Source organism: Cellulomonas fimi ATCC 484 (genome assembly GCF_000212695.1).
Taxonomy (GTDB): domain Bacteria; phylum Actinomycetota; class Actinomycetes; order Actinomycetales; family Cellulomonadaceae; genus Cellulomonas; species Cellulomonas fimi.
Window position 1 is genome coordinate 1156341 of sequence record NC_015514.1, and the last position, 16264, is coordinate 1172604.

Annotated in this window: 16 protein-coding genes and 1 pseudogene; 12 read left to right on the plus strand and 5 right to left on the minus strand. The window is 74.8% G+C overall.

Annotated features, from left to right (window positions below):
- The first annotated feature begins 108 nt into the window (after window positions 1-108).
- The 3 genes from CELF_RS05360 to CELF_RS05370 are packed head-to-tail and all read left to right on the plus strand — an operon-like array spanning window position 109 to window position 2482.
- Window positions 109-768, plus strand: coding sequence for a DUF4097 family beta strand repeat-containing protein (locus CELF_RS05360; RefSeq protein WP_013770227.1), 660 nt, complete (start codon window positions 109-111; stop codon window positions 766-768).
- 47 nt (window positions 769-815) lie between these two features.
- Window positions 816-1649, plus strand: a complete 834-nt coding sequence (locus CELF_RS05365; protein WP_013770228.1) for an ABC transporter ATP-binding protein — start codon at window positions 816-818, stop codon at window positions 1647-1649.
- Window positions 1646-2482 (plus strand): ABC transporter permease, encoded by an 837-nt coding sequence (locus tag CELF_RS05370; RefSeq protein ID WP_013770229.1) that lies wholly within the window; start codon window positions 1646-1648, stop codon window positions 2480-2482. The genes CELF_RS05365 and CELF_RS05370 overlap by 4 nt, the downstream gene beginning before the upstream one ends.
- A 134-nt stretch (window positions 2483-2616) precedes the next feature.
- On the opposite strand, the gene CELF_RS05375 is transcribed toward CELF_RS05370, so the two are convergent.
- Window positions 2617-3765, minus strand: a complete 1149-nt coding sequence (locus CELF_RS05375; protein WP_013770230.1) for a glutamate--cysteine ligase — start codon at window positions 3763-3765, stop codon at window positions 2617-2619.
- Window positions 3765-4951, minus strand: a pseudogene (locus tag CELF_RS05380) (class I SAM-dependent methyltransferase). Before CELF_RS05380 ends, CELF_RS05375 begins: the two are co-directional and overlap by 1 nt.
- A gap of 240 nt (window positions 4952-5191) precedes the next feature.
- Between CELF_RS05380 and groES the strand changes: the two are divergent.
- Window positions 5192-5488, plus strand: a complete 297-nt coding sequence (gene groES / locus CELF_RS05385; RefSeq protein ID WP_013770231.1) for a co-chaperone GroES — start codon at window positions 5192-5194, stop codon at window positions 5486-5488.
- Between the two features lie 213 nt (window positions 5489-5701).
- Here the strand turns inward: groES and CELF_RS05390 are convergent, their stop codons facing one another.
- Entirely contained in the window at window positions 5702-5998 is a 297-nt protein-coding gene (locus CELF_RS05390; RefSeq protein WP_013770232.1) for a WhiB family transcriptional regulator, read from the minus strand.
- Between the two features lie 262 nt (window positions 5999-6260).
- Here CELF_RS05390 and CELF_RS05395 point away from each other — a divergent pair, with 262 nt between their 5' ends.
- The 3 genes from CELF_RS05395 to guaB all read left to right on the plus strand — a co-directional run bounded on the left by CELF_RS05395 (window position 6261) and on the right by guaB (window position 9871).
- The gene (locus tag CELF_RS05395; RefSeq protein WP_013770233.1) at window positions 6261-7217 is read left to right on the plus strand and encodes a MerR family transcriptional regulator; all 957 of its coding nucleotides are present in this window, start codon (window positions 6261-6263) and stop codon (window positions 7215-7217) included.
- 764 nt (window positions 7218-7981) lie between these two features.
- Entirely contained in the window at window positions 7982-8200 is a 219-nt protein-coding gene (locus tag CELF_RS21505; RefSeq protein ID WP_269471694.1) for a response regulator transcription factor, read from the plus strand.
- 156 nt (window positions 8201-8356) lie between these two features.
- Window positions 8357-9871 carry an IMP dehydrogenase gene (gene guaB / locus CELF_RS05405; protein ID WP_013770234.1) on the plus strand — a complete coding sequence of 505 codons (1515 nt, stop codon included), beginning with the start codon at window positions 8357-8359 and terminating at the stop codon, window positions 9869-9871.
- A gap of 73 nt (window positions 9872-9944) precedes the next feature.
- On the opposite strand, the gene CELF_RS05410 is transcribed toward guaB, so the two are convergent.
- On the minus strand, window positions 9945-10664 hold the full coding sequence (locus tag CELF_RS05410; protein ID WP_013770235.1) for an exonuclease domain-containing protein: 720 nt from the start codon (window positions 10662-10664) through the stop codon (window positions 9945-9947).
- 134 nt (window positions 10665-10798) lie between these two features.
- Window positions 10799-11020 carry a hypothetical protein gene (locus tag CELF_RS05415; RefSeq protein WP_013770236.1) on the minus strand — a complete coding sequence of 74 codons (222 nt, stop codon included), beginning with the start codon at window positions 11018-11020 and terminating at the stop codon, window positions 10799-10801.
- Between the two features lie 53 nt (window positions 11021-11073).
- Between CELF_RS05415 and CELF_RS05420 the strand changes: the two genes are divergently transcribed.
- From CELF_RS05420 to CELF_RS05440, 5 genes are all read left to right on the plus strand, one after another.
- Window positions 11074-12198, plus strand: a complete 1125-nt coding sequence (locus tag CELF_RS05420) for a GuaB3 family IMP dehydrogenase-related protein (protein ID WP_013770237.1) — start codon at window positions 11074-11076, stop codon at window positions 12196-12198.
- Window positions 12199-12555: 357 nt separating this feature from the next.
- On the plus strand, window positions 12556-13317 hold the full coding sequence (locus CELF_RS05425; RefSeq protein WP_013770238.1) for a DeoR/GlpR family DNA-binding transcription regulator: 762 nt from the start codon (window positions 12556-12558) through the stop codon (window positions 13315-13317).
- Window positions 13314-14261, plus strand: coding sequence for a 1-phosphofructokinase (pfkB, locus tag CELF_RS05430; protein ID WP_013770239.1), 948 nt, complete (start codon window positions 13314-13316; stop codon window positions 14259-14261). The genes CELF_RS05425 and pfkB overlap by 4 nt, the downstream gene beginning before the upstream one ends.
- 1 nt (window position 14262) lies before the next feature.
- Window positions 14263-14718, plus strand: coding sequence for a PTS sugar transporter subunit IIA (locus CELF_RS05435; RefSeq protein ID WP_013770240.1), 456 nt, complete (start codon window positions 14263-14265; stop codon window positions 14716-14718).
- On the plus strand, window positions 14715-16235 hold the full coding sequence (locus tag CELF_RS05440; protein ID WP_013770241.1) for a PTS fructose transporter subunit IIC: 1521 nt from the start codon (window positions 14715-14717) through the stop codon (window positions 16233-16235). The genes CELF_RS05435 and CELF_RS05440 overlap by 4 nt, the downstream gene beginning before the upstream one ends.
- Window positions 16236-16264 lie beyond the last annotated feature (29 nt).

A 16264-nucleotide genomic window follows, 5' to 3' on the forward strand; every position in this document is an offset into this window, starting at 1 on the left:
CGGTAACGGCGTTCCGATGCAACAAGGATGTTGCGTGCCTAGGAAACGCTACGTAGCGTTTCGCACATCGGAAACACACCGACCCGCACCGCAGACCGAGGAGACACCGTGCACACCTTCGCCACGCCGCACCCGCTGTCCGTCGCCGTCGACGTCCCCGCCGGTCGCGTGCGGCTCGTCGCCGGACCGCGCACCGACACGACCGTCGAGCTGCGCCCGACCGACCCGTCCCGCCGACGGGACACCGCCGCCGCCGAACGCACCGACGTCGAGCTGCGTGAGGGCGTCCTGCGCATCACGACGCCGGTCCGGCACGAGCTGCTCGGTCCGTCCGGGCAGGTCGACGTGACCGTGCACCTGCCTGCCGGCTCGGACGTCCGTGTGGACGGCAGCGCCCAGACCCAGGCCGTCGGGCGGCTCGGCGACGTCACGGTCGCGGGCTCCTACGGCGCGGTGACCCTCGACGAGGTCGCCACCGCGCGGATCACCGCGGCCGCGGGCGACGTCGTGGTCGGCCGCCTGGCCGGTCCCGCCGAGATCGCCACGACCAAGGGCGACGTCCGGGTCTCCGAGGCCCACGGCGGGCGGGTCGTGCTCAGCACGCAGATGGGCGACATCGACGTGACCGCCGCGGCCGGCGTCGCCGCGACGCTCGACGCGGGCACAGCCCTCGGGCGCGTGAGCGACGCGCTGCGCACGGACGGCACGCCGCAGCTCGCCGTCACCGCCACCACGAGCCTCGGCGACATCACGGCCCGGAGCCTCTGACCGGGCCGCGCCACGGCACACCACCCACCGCCACCGAAGGAGCTCCCATGCCCACCACCCTCGCCAGGCCGGCGATCGAGATCGCCGGCCTGCGCAAGACCTACCGCTCGTCGTCCGGCGAGCAGGTCGTGCTCGACGACGTCGACCTCGTCGTGCCGGCCGGGACCGTCACCGCGCTGCTCGGCCCGAACGGCGCGGGCAAGACCACGACCGTCGGCATCCTGTCGACGCTCCTGCGCGCCGACGCCGGCGTCGTCCGCGTCGCCGGGTACGACGTGGTGCGCGAGGCCGACGCGGTGCGCGCGTCGATCGGCGTGACGGGCCAGATCACGGCCGTCGACGACCTGCTCACGGGCGCCGAGAACCTGCGTCTCATGGCGCGGCTGCACCACCTGGGACGTGCCGAGGGGCAGCGCCGGACCACCGAGCTGCTCGAGCGCTTCGACCTCGCGGACGCCGCGGGCAAGCCGGTCGCGACGTACTCGGGCGGCATGAAGCGCAAGCTCGACCTCGCCCTGACGCTCGTGGGCGCACCGTCCGTGGTCTTCCTCGACGAGCCGACGACAGGGCTCGACCCGCGCAGCCGGCGAGCGCTGTGGGACGAGGTGCGGGCGCTGGTCGCCGCGGGCACCACGATCCTGCTCACCACGCAGTACCTGGAGGAGGCCGACCAGCTCGCCGACTCCGTCGCGGTCCTGCACCAGGGGCGGGTCGTCGCGCAGGGCACGCCGGCCGAGCTCAAGCAGGTGCACGACGCCGGCTCGCTCGACGAGGTGTTCCTCGCGCTCACCGCGCCGCCCTCCGACACCGACCCCGATCCCGACACCCGCACCGGCGCCCGCACGGGCACCGTCTCGACCGACGAGGAGACCGTCCGATGACCGCCGTCGCCACGACCCTGCCCGCGACCGCCCGCCCGCGCCCGGTGGCCGACGTCGCCACGATGGTCGGCCGCAGCCTGCTGCGGGCCGTGCGCTACCCGGGGCTGACGGTCTTCCTCGTCCTCGGCCCGATCCTCATGCTCGTGCTGTTCGTGTACGTCTTCGGCGGGGCGTTCGGGGCCGGCGTCGCGCCGGGCGTCGAGCCCGGCGCGGACGGCCGCGCCGCGTACCTGGACTACATCGCGCCGAGCCTGCTGGTCCTCACGGTGGTCGGCGGCGCGACGTCGGTGGCGACGAGCGCGGCCATGGACGCCGCGGGCGGCATCATGGCGCGGTTCCGCACCATGCCGATCGCGCCGGGGTCGGTGCTCTCGGGCCAGGTCGTCGGGTTCCTGCTGCAGGCGCTGGTCGCGGTGGCGCTCGTGCTCGGCGCGGCCGTCGCCATGGGCTACCGGCCCGAGGCCGACGCGCTGGACTGGCTGGCCCTGCTCGGCGTCCTGTCCGCCGTCGGGCTCGCGCTCAACTGGCTGTGCGTCGCGCTGGGCCTGAACGCGCGCAGCGTCGAGACGGCGAGCAACGCGCCGCTGATCCTGCTGATCCTGCCGTTCCTCGGCAGCGGCTTCGTGCCGGTCGAGACGATGCCGACGGCGGTGCGCTGGTTCGCCGAGCACCAGCCGTTCACGCCGATCATCGAGACGGTCCGCGGGCTGCTCGCGGGCGGCGAGGGCCTGGAGGGGGCCGTCGTCGTGCAGGCGCTGGCCTGGTGCGCCGTGCTGGGCGTCGCCGGCTACGTGTGGGCGCGCTCGCTCTACCGCCGCGAGCGCCGCGCCTGACCGACCGGCCGCGGGGGTCGCACCGGAGCAGCTCCGGAGCGGCCCCCGCGGCGTGCGTCGGCGCCGGGTGCGCTCGTGCCGTGCCGTGCCGTGCCCGCGCGAGCACGTGTGCCCGCGCCGCCCGTGCCCAGGCGTCAGAGGGGCCGGCCCGCCGCCATCTCCGCGACGAGCGAGCGGACGACGGCGTCGAGCTCGCCCGCGTTGCGCCGCGCCACCGCGCGCTGCCGCTGGTAGGACGCGCCGCGGCGCAGCACGACACGCACCTGGTCGAGCTCCTCGCTGCAGCCGAGCCGCTCCGCGACGGGCGCGAGCTCCACGAGCCACCGGGAGACCGCGTCCGTGACGAGCTCCTCGTCACCCGCGGCGTTCGTGATGATGATCGCGTCCATGCCGTACCGGGCCGAGCGCCACTTGTTCTCCTGCGCGAACCACGGCGGCATGGTCGGCAGGGTCTCGCCGCGGTCGAGCATCGTCGAGAAGTGCTCCACGAGGCAGTGCGTGAGGGCCGAGATCGCGGTGACCTCGAGCAGGTTGGTCGCGCCGTCGGCGATCCGCATCTCGAGCGTCCCGAACCGTGGCGCGGGCCGGATGTCCCACCGGACCTCGTCGAACTGGTCGATGACGCCGGTGTGCAGCATGTCGCCGACGTACTGCTCGAGCTCCTCCCACCGCGCGAAGCCGAACGGCAGCCCCGCGGTCGGCAGCTGCTGGAACAGCAGCGCACGGTTCGACGCGTAGCCCGTGTCCTTGCCGCCCCAGAACGGGGACGACGCCGACAGGGACTGCAGGTGCGGGAACACCGTGAGCATCGCGCGCGACAGCGGCAGCACCTTGTCGCGGTCCTCGATGCCGACGTGCACGTGCACGCCGAAGATGAGCATCTGCCGGCCCCACCACTGCGTCCGGTCGATGAGCGTCGCGTACCGCTGCTTGTCGGAGACCTTCTGCTGCGCCCAGTTCGCGAACGGGTGCGTCCCGCCGCCCATGAGCTGGATGCGCAGCGGCTCCGCGGCGGCGGCGACCTCGTCGAGGGCCCGCCGCAGGTCCTCGCCGGCCTGCCCGACGGTGCGGCACACCCCGGAGGACACCTCGACGGTGTTGAGCAGCAGCTCCTGCTTGATGGACGGGTGGTCGCTCCCGTCCGCCGGGCGCACCGCGTCGAAGATCGACTGCGCCGCCTGCCGCAGGTCGCCGGAGTCGGCGTCGACGAGCGCGACCTCCCACTCCAGCCCGACCGTGGAGCGCTCGGAGCGGGCGAACGGCAGCGTGACCGGGGCCGCCATCAGACGCGCTCCACGACCAGCACCTGCTGGTGTCCCGCGACGCGGGTGAGCACGACGGTCGCCTCGGCGTCGCCGCGCAGGTCGAGCTGCCTGCGGAGCTGCTCGGGCACCACGGCCGTGCCGCGCTTCTTGATCGTGAGCCGGCCGACGCCGCGCTCGCGCAGGTAGGTGCGCAGCCGCTTGAGGCCGAACGGGAGGGTGTCGAGCACGCGGTAGGCGGTCGCCACCGGCTCGTCGTGCAGCTCGTCGGACGTCACGTAGGCGATCGTGGTGTCCACGAGCGTGCCGTGCACGCGCTGCGCGACGTCGCCGACGAGCCCGGCGCGGATGACGGCCCCGTCGGGCTCGTACAGGTAGGCGCCCACCGGCCCGGCGGGGACGACCGCGGGACCGTCGGGCCCGGCGTGCAGCGTGTGCGCACCGCCGTCGGTCAGCACGAGCGCCGAGCGGCCGGGGCCCTCGGGTGCCAGGGGCCGAACCACAGGCCCACCTCGACGACGTCCCCGTCCACGGAGACCCACTGCGCCTGCGCGTCGCGGGGGAGCGCGGAGTGCGGCACGCCCGGCCCGAGCTTGAGCCCGAGCGCGGGGACCTGGTCCCGCAGCGCGAGCACCGCGTCGAGCGGCGGCGCGTACGCGGCGGGGTCGAAGACGCGGCTGCCCGCGGAGGTGCGCCGTGCGGGGTCGGCGTAGACGCCGTCGACGCCCTCGGCCCGCAGGTCGAGCGCGAGGCCGTCGCCGTGCCGGACGTGGGTGTCGGGGAAGTGCCGCAGGTTGACGGTGGCGATCGCGGCGGTCGCCTCGTCGACGTCGGTCGCGAGCACCGCGAGGCCGACGCCGGCGAAGGCGAGCGAGTCGGCGCCGATGCCGCACGTCAGGTCGGCGACCCGCGTGGTGCCCGCGTCGCGGTACCGGCGGGCGTGGTGCGCGGCGACCGTCAGGCGCGTCGCCTGCTCGAGCCCCGCGGCGGTGAACAGCATGCCGTCGGCGAAGTCGCCGAGCTTCGCCCGGGCGCGCGACCGCAGGCGCGACTGCGTGAGCGCGGCCGCGACGAGGCCGGGGTCGATGCCCTCGGCGTGCAGGCGCTCCGAGAGCGCCATGGCGCGGTGCTCGTCGTAGGGCGGGAGCGCCGAGAGCAGGGCCCAGCCCTGGGGGCTGAGCAGTGCGGTGAGGCCGGCGGCGTCCATGCGGGCGATCCTCGCACGCCGTGCGGGAGCCCACCGAGCGCCCGGACCGCCGTCCCGCGGCCGCGCCCCGGCGGGTCGTTGGCACTCGCCTTGACCGAGTGCTAACGCCTTCCTAGAGTGAGGAGCTGGCACTCTCCCGGTGAGTGTGCCAGCTGCGCACCTGGTCACGGCACCCGCGACGACGTGAGCCGGCGCGCTCGGACTGCTCGGAACTACTCACATGCGAAGGGGAGGTCCGCTGTGTCGGTCTCCATCAAGCCCCTCGAGGACCGGATCGTCGTCAAGACGCTCGACGCGGAGACGACGACGGCCTCGGGTCTCGTCATCCCGGACAGCGCGAAGGAGAAGCCCCAGGAGGGCGAGGTCCTCGCGGTCGGCCCGGGCCGTGTCGACGACAACGGCAACCGCGTCCCGCTCGACGTGGCCGTCGGCGACAAGGTCATCTACTCGAAGTACGGCGGCACCGAGGTGAAGTACGCCGGCGAGGAGTACCTCATCCTCTCGGCGCGCGACATCCTCGCGGTCGTCGTCAAGTGACGTCCGGGGTGCCCGTCGTGCGTCCGTGACGTCCGGCGGCGCACCCTCCGCGGCCCCTCGACCCTCCTGCGGGAGCGGTCGGGGGGCCGTCGTCGTCCTCGGGGCCCGGTCGGCGGTGCAGCGCGGGCGACGGCCGCCGCGCCCGGTGCGGACAGGGGAGAGGCCCGCCCCGCGTGCGCGGGACGGGCCTCTCCGGCTCGTGCGAGGCGAGCGTCAGACGACGGCGCGGCGACCGTTGCGCTGCGCGAGGATCGCGGCCCGCTCGTCCTCGGACAGGCCGCCCCACACGCCGTACGGCTCGCGCACCGCGAGCGACTGCTCGCGGCACTCCTTGAGCACCGGGCACGTCGCGCAGATGGCCTTCGCGGCCTCGGCGCGCCGGCGTCGTGCCGACCCCCGCTCACCCTCCGGGTGGAAGAACAGGTCCTGGTCGGCGTCGCGGCAGGCTCCCTCGAACTGCCACTCCCACAGGTCCATCACCGGTCCGGGCAACCGCGAGATCTCCGCCATGCGTCCTCCTCAGTCGTACCGAGTCCGCGGTCCCGCGAGGCGGTCGCGCTCGGTGGCTCGGTTGTCAGGCAGCCCCGCACGGTGGTGCGGGTGGTGCGATGAAGCGAAACAGTACAACCGCGCCAGAAGTTGTTCAAGACCGCTTCGCACGATCGTGTGATGAAGCGGTTCTGGACGCCTGTGCTGGTCGCCGCGCCGACGCGCGACGCGATCCGGCCCGTCGTCCGTCGAGGACGCCCCGACGGGCTGGCACAATCGCGTCATGCCCGCCGACGAGGACGGCTCGACGCCCGCGACGGGCGCGACCGGGACGGCCGCGCCCGCCCTGGCCGTCGCCGCCGTGGCCAAGCGCCTCGGCGTCGCGCCCGCGACGCTGCGCACGTGGGACCGGCGCTACGGCCTCGGGCCGTCCGAGCACGCCGCCGGCGCCCACCGCCGCTACAGCGCGACCGACGTCGAGCGCCTGCTCGTCATGCGCCGGCTCACGCTCGACGGCGTCGCCCCCGGCGAGGCCGCCCGCATCGCGCTCGCGACCGACGTCGACACCCCGGGCCGCGGCAGCACGGTCGACACCGTGCCGCACCCGCGTGCCCCGCACCCCGACGCCAGCCCCACCGCGGTCGTCGACGCCGCGCTCGCGGGCGACGCCGAGCGCTGCGCGCGGCTGCTCGCCCTCGGGACCGCGCCGGGCTCGGCCGCGCGCTGGTGGACGGAGCTCGTCGAGCCCGCGCTCGCCCGGCTCGCGCGGCAGACGGTCGTCGACCGCCCCGGCGTCGACGCGCCGCTCACGGTGCGCGCCGCCGCGTCCGCTGCGCTGCGGGCCGCGACCGCGGCCTCGCCCCACCCGAGCAGCCCCGTCGTGCTCGTGCTCGTCCCGGCGGGCGAGGACCGTCCCCTCGTCGTGCACGCGCTCGCAGCCGCGCTCGTCGAGCACGGCGTCGACGCGCGCATGGTCGGCGGACCCGTCGGCGGGCACCACGCCGCCGAGCTCGTCGCGATGACGCGTGCGCGGGCCGTGGTGACGGTCGGGCGGCGCCCCGACCCGGACCTGAGCGTCGTCGAGCGCCTCGCGAAGGACCACCCCGACGTGCCGCAGTTCGTCATGCTCCCCGACACCGCGCACGAGCACGTCCCCGTGGCGCGCCACGTGCACCGCGCGCGGACGTTCACCGGGCTCCTGCACGAGGTCCTCGCGGTCGCGCGACCCACCGCCCGCTGAGGCCCCCGCGGTCGCCGCGCATGACCCGTCCGGACGCACCTCGGGGCCGCCCGGCCGTCGCCCGACCGGCCGAGCGACAATCCACGCCAGGAGCCCCCGCGGCGGGAGAAAACGGGGCACGGGGAGGCGCCAGGTGGCCCGAGAGGGCTAACGTCTGCGTGCGCGTCGACCGATACCCGTGACATCAGGACGTCCGGGTCGCGGACAGGTCGGCGGGGGCCGCGCCACATCCGTCGGAGCCGACGGACGTCCGACAACGGTTCGGCAACTGGCAACTGGAGGAACGATGGCGGGAGTCGTGGTCTGTCACGGCTCAGCGGTGATCCGTGAGCGCCTGGTGGTGACCTCGATCGGGGTGCCTGCCCTCACGCCCGTGCGTGCGGCGGCCTCGGTCGACGAGCTCGTCACGCTCGCGCGGCGGGTCCCGCCGACGGTCGTGCTCCTCGACGCGCACCTGCCGGTGCCCGGTGCGTCCGAGGCGATCCGGCGGCTGCGGGCCGTCGCACCCTCGGCGGCGATCGTGCTGCTGGCCAACCCCGACGACTCGGTCGCGCTCGACCGTGCGCTGTCGCTCGGTGCGCGGGGCTTCCTCGCCCCGGACGTCGGCCGGGCCGAGCTGTCCGCGGTCGCGGCGCACGTGCTGGCCAGCGCGGTGCTCCCCGTCCAGGGCGGTCAGCGCCCGGCGGTCGACGTGCCGACGCCGATCGGCGGCCCGGCGCCCGAGGGCGTGCGCGGTGCCACGGCGACCGCGGTCGACGGCGACGGTGCGGCCCCCCGAGCCGGGCCCGGCGCCGCTGACCAAGCGCGAGATCGAGGTGCTCATCGGCATGAGCAACGGCCGGTCCAACGCGCAGATCGGGGCGGAGCTGTTCCTCTCGGAGGACACCGTCAAGACGCACGCGCGCCGGCTGTTCCGCAAGCTCGGCGCCAAGGACCGCGCACAGGCGGTCGCGATCGGCCTGCGCCGGGGACTCATCCGCTGACCTCCGGCCGCCGGCGCCGGCCTCGGGCCCGCGGAGCGGTGCCGCGGCTGGCCGGGGCGGGCGGGGCCGGCGGGCCGTGCGCGGTGCGCCCGGGACGCCGTCCGGCGGGCGGACCGCGCGCCCGGGGGTGGGTCCGTGCGGACGTATCCTTGCGGGATGACGGGCACCCCCTCGGCGAACGACCCCTTCGCGCGGGTCGGACTCACGTACGACGACGTCCTGCTGCTCCCCGGGGAGACGGACGTCATCCCGAGCCAGGTCGACACGACGTCGCGGCTCACCCGCGAGATCTCGGTGCGCGTGCCGCTGCTGTCGGCCGCGATGGACACCGTGACCGAGTCCCGCATGGCGATCGCGATGGCCCGGCAGGGCGGCGTCGGGATCCTGCACCGCAACCTGTCCATCGCGGACCAGGCCCACCAGGTCGACCGGGTCAAGCGCTCCGAGTCGGGCATGGTGAGCGACCCCGTGACGGTCTCGCCCGACGCGACGCTCGCCGAGCTCGACCGCCTGTGCGGCACCTACCGCGTGTCGGGCCTGCCCGTCGTCGACGACGACCGGCGCCTGCTCGGCATCATCACCAACCGCGACCTGCGGTTCGTCCCCGCGGCCGACTTCGAGACGCGCCGCGTGCGCGAGGTCATGACCGCGATGCCGCTCGTGACGGCCCCCGTCGGGATCGACCGGGACGAGGCCGCCGCACTGCTCGCGAAGCACAAGATCGAGAAGCTCCCGCTCGTCGACGAGCGCGGCGTGCTGCGGGGCCTCATCACCGTCAAGGACTTCGTGAAGTCCGAGCAGTACCCGGACGCGACGAAGGACGCCGACGGGCGCCTGGTCGTCGGTGCCGCGATCGGCTTCTTCGGCGACGCGTGGGAGCGTGCGACGGCCCTCGTCGAGGCAGGCGCCGACGTGCTCGTGGTCGACACGGCCAACGGGCACGCACGTCTCATGCTCGACATGGTCCGCAAGCTCAAGTCGGACCCCGCGACGCGCGGCGTCCAGGTCATCGGCGGCAACGTCGCGACGACGGCCGGCGCGCTCGCGCTCGTCGAGTCGGGCGTGGACGCGGTCAAGGTCGGCGTCGGCCCGGGCTCGATCTGCACGACGCGCGTCGTCGCCGGCGTCGGCGTGCCGCAGGTCACCGCGATCTACGACGCCGCGCAGGCGTGCAAGCCCGCGGGGGTGCCGGTCATCGGCGACGGCGGCCTGCAGTACTCGGGCGACATCGCGAAGGCGCTCGTCGCGGGCGCGGACACGGTGATGCTCGGCTCGCTGCTCGCGGGGTGCGACGAGTCCCCGGGCGAGCTCGTGTTCGTCAACGGCAAGCAGTACAAGCACTACCGCGGCATGGGGTCGCTCGGCGCCATGGCCTCCCGCGGACGCGTCTCGTACTCGAAGGACCGCTACTTCCAGGCCGACGTCACGACCGACGAGAAGATCGTCCCCGAGGGCATCGAGGGCCAGGTGCCCTACCGTGGCCCGCTCGCGGCGGTCGCGCACCAGCTCATCGGCGGGCTGCACCAGTCGATGTTCTACGTCGGTGCGCACACGATCCCCGAGCTGCAGGCGAAGGGGCAGTTCGTGCGGATCACCCCGGCGGGGCTCAAGGAGTCCCACCCGCACGACATCCAGATGACGGTCGAGGCGCCGAACTACAGCTCGCGCTGACTGCCGCGCCGCCCGGGACCCCCGAGCGGGTGCCCGGGCGTCGTCGTCCCCGTGCGCGGCGGCCGAGGGCGTGCTACCAGAGCGTGCCGACGGGCTCGCGCGCGGGCCACGTGGGCTCCGCGCCCGGGCCGTCGAGCCCCTTCTCGGTGCGCCAGGCGTTGAAGCTCTCCGCCCACGCGCGGTGCGCGGTCACCTGGTACTCGTGCAGCGTGTCGAGGTCCAGGTCGGCGAGGTGCGGGAAGCGGCCGACGATCCGCTCCAGCACGTCGAGCGTCGCGACGACGTCGACGTCCGCGTTGTGCAGGTCCCCCGACTCGACGACCTCGTAGACGCCGCACAGGTCGACCAGCTTGCGCTTGCCCTCACGCTCGCGGTCCACGGCCCGGTCCAGCACCAGCGGGTCGATGACGGGCCGCGCGGCGCCGAGCAGGCGGTCGGGGAGCGTGGGCAGCCGGTGGCGGCGCAGCTCCGCGTCGAGCAGGCACAGGTCGAACGCGGCGTTGTAGGCGACGACCGGGACGCCGGCGCGGAACGCCCCGGCGAGCTCCGTCGCGATCTCGTCGAGCGCCGCCTTCGGGGCGACGCCGTGCGCCTTCGCGTGCTCGGTGCTGACGCCGTGGATGGACGCCGCGGCCTCGGGGATCTCGACGCCCGGGTCCAGCAGCCACGTGCGGACGTGGGTGCCTGCGGCGTCGCGGCGGACCAGCGCGGCGGTGACGATCCGGTCGCGGTCGACGTCGAGCCCCGTGGTCTCCGTGTCGAAGCCCAGCAGGGGTCCGTCGTTCCAGCCCATCGCGCGTCCTTCGTCCGTCGTGCTCGCCCTCGGGGCACCGGCCCTCCGGGCGGCGGGCCCGTCGTGCCGCCCGCTTCGCCAGGATCGCACCCGCCACCGACACCCCGACGCAGCGACACGACCGGCGTGCCGCCTCAGTCCTCGCGCAGGTACCCGGTCTCGGGGTCGACGTCCCGCAGGAAGTCGCGGGCAGCGCTCTCGAGGCTCTCCGGGGGGACCGGTGAGCCGTCGTTCGTCCCGATCGTGAACCCGTACCCGTCGTTCGGGCCCGTCACCCACGTGAGGTCGTAGGTGCCCGGGGCGCGCTCGCCGACCTCGAACCGGTGTCCGTCCACGTCGAGAGGCCACGTCCGCATGCCGCCATCGTGCCGTGGGCGGGGGCGGGTGGCCGCGCCGGTAGCCTGGTGCGGTGAGCAACGAGATCGAGATCGGGCGCGGGAAGCGCGGACGGCGGGCCTTCTCCTTCGACGACGTGGCGGTCGTCCCGTCGCGGCGGACGCGGGACCCGGAGGAGGTCTCGGTCGGCTGGCAGATCGACGCGTACCACTTCGACCTGCCGGTGCTCGCGGCGCCCATGGACTCGGTCATGAGCCCCGCGACGGCGGTCGCCCTCGGTCAGGCCGGCGGGCTGGGCGTGCTCGACCTCGAGGGCCTGTGGACGCGCTACGAGGACCCGACCCCGCTGCTCGCGGGGATCGCGGCGCTCGACCCGGCGCGCGCCACGGCGCGCATGCAAGAGGTCTACGCGGCGCCCATCCAGCCCGACCTGGTGAGCGCGCGCCTCAAGGAGATCCGCGCGGCCGGGGTCACGGTCGCGGGCGCGCTGTCGCCGCAGCGCACGCAGGAGCTGTGGCGCACGGTCGTCGACGCGGGCGTCGACCTGTTCGTCATCCGGGGCACGACGGTCTCGGCCGAGCACGTCTCGGGTCGCGCCGAGCCGCTCAACCTCAAGCGCTTCATCTACGAGCTCGACGTCCCCGTGATCGTCGGCGGCGCGTCGACGTACACGGCGGCGCTGCACCTCATGCGCACGGGCGCCGCGGGCGTCCTGGTCGGGTTCGGCGGAGGCGCGGCGCACACGACGCGCGTGTCGCTGGGCATCCACGCGCCCATGGCGACGGCCGTGGCGGACGTCGCGGCGGCGCGGCGGGACTACCTCGACGAGTCCGGCGGCCGGTACGTGCACGTCATCGCGGACGGCGGGGTCGGCCGCTCGGGCGACCTGGTCAAGGCGGTCGCGTGCGGCGCCGACGCGGTGATGCTGGGTGCGGCGCTCGCGCGGGCGACGGAGGCTCCGGGCCGCGGCTGGCACTGGGGTCCCGAGGCGCACCACCCGCACCTGCCGCGCGGGGAGCGGGTCGAGGTGGGCACGGCCGGCTCGCTGCAGGAGATCCTGTTCGGCCCCGGCCACACGGCGGACGGCACGCTCAACCTCATCGGCGCGCTGCGCCGGGCGATGGCGACGACCGGCTACTCGGACCTCAAGGAGTTCCAGCGGGTCGAGGTCGTGGTCTCGCCGTACCAGCCGCACTGACACCAGTCGCACTGACACCAGCCGCACCGACGCCAGTCGCACCGACGCGCCACAGGCTCACCGACGACGCCCGCTCCGGACCTCCGGGGCGGGCGTCGTCGCATCCCGGGGACACCGCGGCGGCCGTGCGCGGACAGATGCCCGATCGGACATCTGCGGTTGGTCCGATGCCCGGTCTCTGCCCGTAGAGGCCCGGTCGTGGCGGGAAACGGGCATCCGCTGCCCGGAACAAGCGTCCAGGTCAACGTTTGATTGTGCCCGAATGGGCCCGAATGGCTTGACATGCAACGGTGTGGCGAGGACTCTGGACGCATCAGACGTCGCTACGGGAGCGGCGTCCGGCACGACGGAGGCAGCGTGTACGCACCGGAGCGGCACCAGCAGATCCTGGCTCGCGCCCGGGCCGAGGGCCGTGTGGACGTCACCGCGCTGGCGGACCAGCTCGACGTCACCCCGGAGACGATCCGGCGCGACCTGACCGCCCTCGAGCGGCACGGGCTCGTGCGTCGCGTGCACGGCGGCGCGATCCCCGTCGAGCGCCTCGGGTTCGAGCCCGGCATCGCGGACCGCGAGGGCGTGCTCGCGGGGGAGAAGGAGCGGATCGCCAAGGCCGCGCTCGACGAGCTGCCCGACGGTGGCGCCGTCATCCTCGACGCGGGCACGACGACGGTCCGGCTCGCCGAGCTGCTGCCGTCGGACCGCGAGCTCACGGTCGTCACGCACGCGCTCCCCGTCGCGACCGTCCTGGCGCCGCGCCCCGGCATCACGCTGCACCTCGTCGGCGGCACCGTCCGCGGCCGCACGCTCGCGGCCGTCGGGTCGTGGGCCGTACGCGCCCTCGCCGACATCCACGCCGACGTCGCGTTCGTCGGCACCAACGGGCTGTCGGTCGAGCACGGGCTCACGACGCCCGACCTCGCCGAGGCGGCCGTCAAGCGCGCGCTCGTGCGCAGCGCGCGGCGCACCGTCGTGCTCGCGGACCACACCAAGCTCGGCCGCGTGGACTTCGCGCACGTCGTCCCGCTCGCCGACGTCGACACGGTCGTCACCGACACCGGCGCGGAGCCCGAGCTCGTCGACGAGATCGAGGCCGCCGGCACCCGGGTGGTGCGCGCATGATCCTCACGCTCACCCCGAACCCCAGCCTCGACCGGGCGCTGGAGGTCGACCGGCTCGAGGTCGGCGGCGTCAACCGGGCCGAGGCTGCCTGGGTCCACCCCGGCGGCAAGGGCATCAACGTCTCGCGCGTGCTCGTCGCGCACGGCGTGCCCACGCTCGCGGTCCTGCCCGTCGGCGGCGCCGACGGCGCGCGGCTCACCGAGCTGCTGGGCGAGCAGGGCGTGCCCGCCCTGCCCGTGCCCGTCGCCGAGGACACGCGCACCAACCTCACGCTCGTCGAGCGCGGCGGGACGACGACCAAGGTCAACGCGCCCGGCCCGGCGCTCACCGAGGACGAGGTCGAGGCGCTCCTTGCCGCCGTCGAGCAGCAGCTGGCCCTGCAGCCCGCCGCGCTGGTCAGCGCCGGCTCGCTGCCGCTCGGCGCACCCGAGTGCTTCTTCGTCCGCGTCGCGGGCCTCGCCGCACGCCACGCGGTGCCGTTCGCGCTCGACACGTCGGGCCTGCCGCTGACGCGGGCCGTTCGCTCGGGCGGCCTCGCGCTCGTCAAGCCCAACGACGAGGAGCTCGCCGAGCTCGTCGGGCGCGAGCTCGTGACCGTCGGCGACGTCGTCGAGGCCGCACGCGAGGTCGTCGCCGCCGGGACCCGCGCGGTGCTCGTGAGCCTCGGTGCGCACGGTGCGCTGCTCGTGTCCGCGCAGCGCTCCTGGTGGGCGGGCGGCCCGTGTCTCGTGCCGCAGTCCACCGTCGGTGCGGGCGACTCGACGCTCGCGGGCTTCCTCGCGGGCGACGGCGACGCGGGTGAGCGCCTGCGCCGGGCCGTCGCCTTCGGCCGTGCCGCCGTCCTCCTGCCGGGCACCGAGGTGCCCCTGCCCGACCAGATCCAGCTCGACGACGTCCGAGTCGTCGAGGACCCCGACCCCCGCACCGCGCTGAAGGAGCTGTGACGTGACCACCCCCCTCATCACCGCCGACCTGGTCGCCGTCGACCTCGTCGCGACGGACCGCGACGACGCGACCCGTCAGCTCATCGACCTGCTGGCCGCCGCCGGCCGTGTCACCGACGCCGACGGGTTCCACGCCGACGTGCGTGCCCGCGAGGCGCAGATGGCGACCGGCATGCCCGGCGGCATCGGCCTGCCGCACGCGCGCTCCGCGCACGTCACCGTGCCGAGCCTCGCGGTCGGCAAGGTGCCCGCGGGCGTCGACTTCGGCGCCCCGGACGGGCCCGCGACGCTCGTCTTCCTCATCGCCGCCCCCGACTCGGGGGACAGCGCCCACCTGCAGATCCTCGCCGCGCTCGCGCGGCGCCTCGTGCACGAGTCGTTCCGGACGTCCCTCAAGGACGCACCGGACGCCGCGACCGTCGCCGAGATCGTCACCCGAGAGGTCGTGCCCGCATGAAGCTCGTCGCCGTCACCTCGTGCCCCACGGGGATCGCGCACACGTACATGGCCGCCGAGGCGCTCGAGCAGGCCGGCCGCGCCGCCGGCCACGAGGTCGCCGTCGAGACGCAGGGTGCCGCCGGCTCGATGCCGCTCGACCCGCGCGTCATCGCCGACGCCGACGGCGTGATCTACGCCGCCGACCTCGAGGTCAAGGACAAGGACCGGTTCGCCGGCAAGCCGTTCGTCGACGTCGGCGTGAAGAAGGCCGTGCACGACGCCCCCGGCGTCATCGCGGCCGCCGTCGCGGCCGTCGCGTCGGGCGTGCCCGCCCCCGCCGCCACCGCGCACGCACCCGGCACCGGCCCCGCGACCAAGGTCGACTCCGGCGCCGGCGCCGGCACGCGCATCCGGCAGTGGCTCATGACGGGCGTGTCGTACATGATCCCGTTCGTCGCCGCGGGCGGGATCCTCATCGCCCTGTCGTTCATGCTCGCGCAGGTCGCGTGGGGCGAGGAGGGCGTCGTCCTCGTCACGCAGGTGCCCGTCGAGGACCTCATGACGTCGTTCAACGTCGTCTCGCTGCAGGACTGGGCGGTGCTGCTGTTCCGCACCGGCGGGGTGGCCTTCGGGTTCCTCGTCCCCGTGCTGTCCGGCTTCATCGCCTACGCGATCGCCGACCGGCCCGGCCTCGTGCCCGGGTTCGTCGGGGGCGCGGTGTCCGTCACCGTCGGCGCCGGCTTCCTCGGCGGTCTCGTGACCGGCTTCCTCGCCGGGTTCGTGGCGCTGTGGATCTCCCGCTGGAAGGTCCCGAAGGGCGTGCGCGGCGTGATGCCCGTCGTGGTGATCCCGCTGCTGTCGTCGTTCGTCGTCGGGCTCGTGATGTTCGTCGTCATCGGCCGCCCCATCGCGAGCCTCATGGACGGGCTCAGCAGCTGGCTCAACGGCCTGTCCGGCTCCAACCTCGTGCTCCTCGGCCTGCTGCTCGGCGCCATGATGGGCTTCGACCTCGGCGGTCCGATCAACAAGGTCGCGTACACCTTCGCGGTCACGGGCCTGGCCACCGAGGGCCTCGAGGCCGGTGCCACCCAGTACAAGGTCATGGCCGCCGTCATGGCCGCCGGCATGGTCGCGCCCCTCGCGATGGCGCTCGCGACCGTCGTGCGCAAGAAGCTGTTCACGCACGCCGAGCAGGAGAACGGCAAGGCCGCGTGGCTGCTCGGGGCCTCGTTCATCTCCGAGGGCGCGATCCCGTTCGCCGCCGCCGACCCGTGGCGCGTGATCGTGTCGTCCGTGGTCGGGTCGTCCGTCACGGGCGGGCTCGTCATGGCGTTCGGCTCGACGCTGCGCGCCCCGCACGGCGGCATCTGGGTGCTGCCGCTCATCGGGAACCCGCTCGGGTTCCTCGCCGCGGTCGCCATCGGCACCGTCGTCACCGCCGCGGTGGTCGTCGTGCTCAAGAGCGCCAAGCCCAACCCGCTGGTGCAGGCCGAGCAGGCCGCCGACCAGCAGGCCCTCGTCGGCCAGACCGCCTGAGCGCGGCACCGGCCGGATCGCATCGGAAA

Coding starts and splice junctions, on each gene's coding strand:
- CELF_RS05365 (WP_013770228.1), top strand. CDS start 816: ATGCCCACCACCCTCGCCAGGCCGGCGATCGAGATCGCCGGCCTGCGC.
- CELF_RS05370 (WP_013770229.1), top strand. CDS start 1,646: ATGACCGCCGTCGCCACGACCCTGCCCGCGACCGCCCGCCCGCGCCCG.
- CELF_RS05375 (WP_013770230.1), bottom strand. CDS start 3,765: ATGGCGGCCCCGGTCACGCTGCCGTTCGCCCGCTCCGAGCGCTCCACG.
- CELF_RS05390 (WP_013770232.1), bottom strand. CDS start 5,998: ATGGCGGAGATCTCGCGGTTGCCCGGACCGGTGATGGACCTGTGGGAG.
- CELF_RS05395 (WP_013770233.1), top strand. CDS start 6,261: ATGCCCGCCGACGAGGACGGCTCGACGCCCGCGACGGGCGCGACCGGG.
- guaB (WP_013770234.1), top strand. CDS start 8,357: ATGACGGGCACCCCCTCGGCGAACGACCCCTTCGCGCGGGTCGGACTC.
- CELF_RS05410 (WP_013770235.1), bottom strand. CDS start 10,664: ATGGGCTGGAACGACGGACCCCTGCTGGGCTTCGACACGGAGACCACG.
- CELF_RS05415 (WP_013770236.1), bottom strand. CDS start 11,020: ATGCGGACGTGGCCTCTCGACGTGGACGGACACCGGTTCGAGGTCGGC.
- pfkB (WP_013770239.1), top strand. CDS start 13,314: ATGATCCTCACGCTCACCCCGAACCCCAGCCTCGACCGGGCGCTGGAG.
- CELF_RS05440 (WP_013770241.1), top strand. CDS start 14,715: ATGAAGCTCGTCGCCGTCACCTCGTGCCCCACGGGGATCGCGCACACG.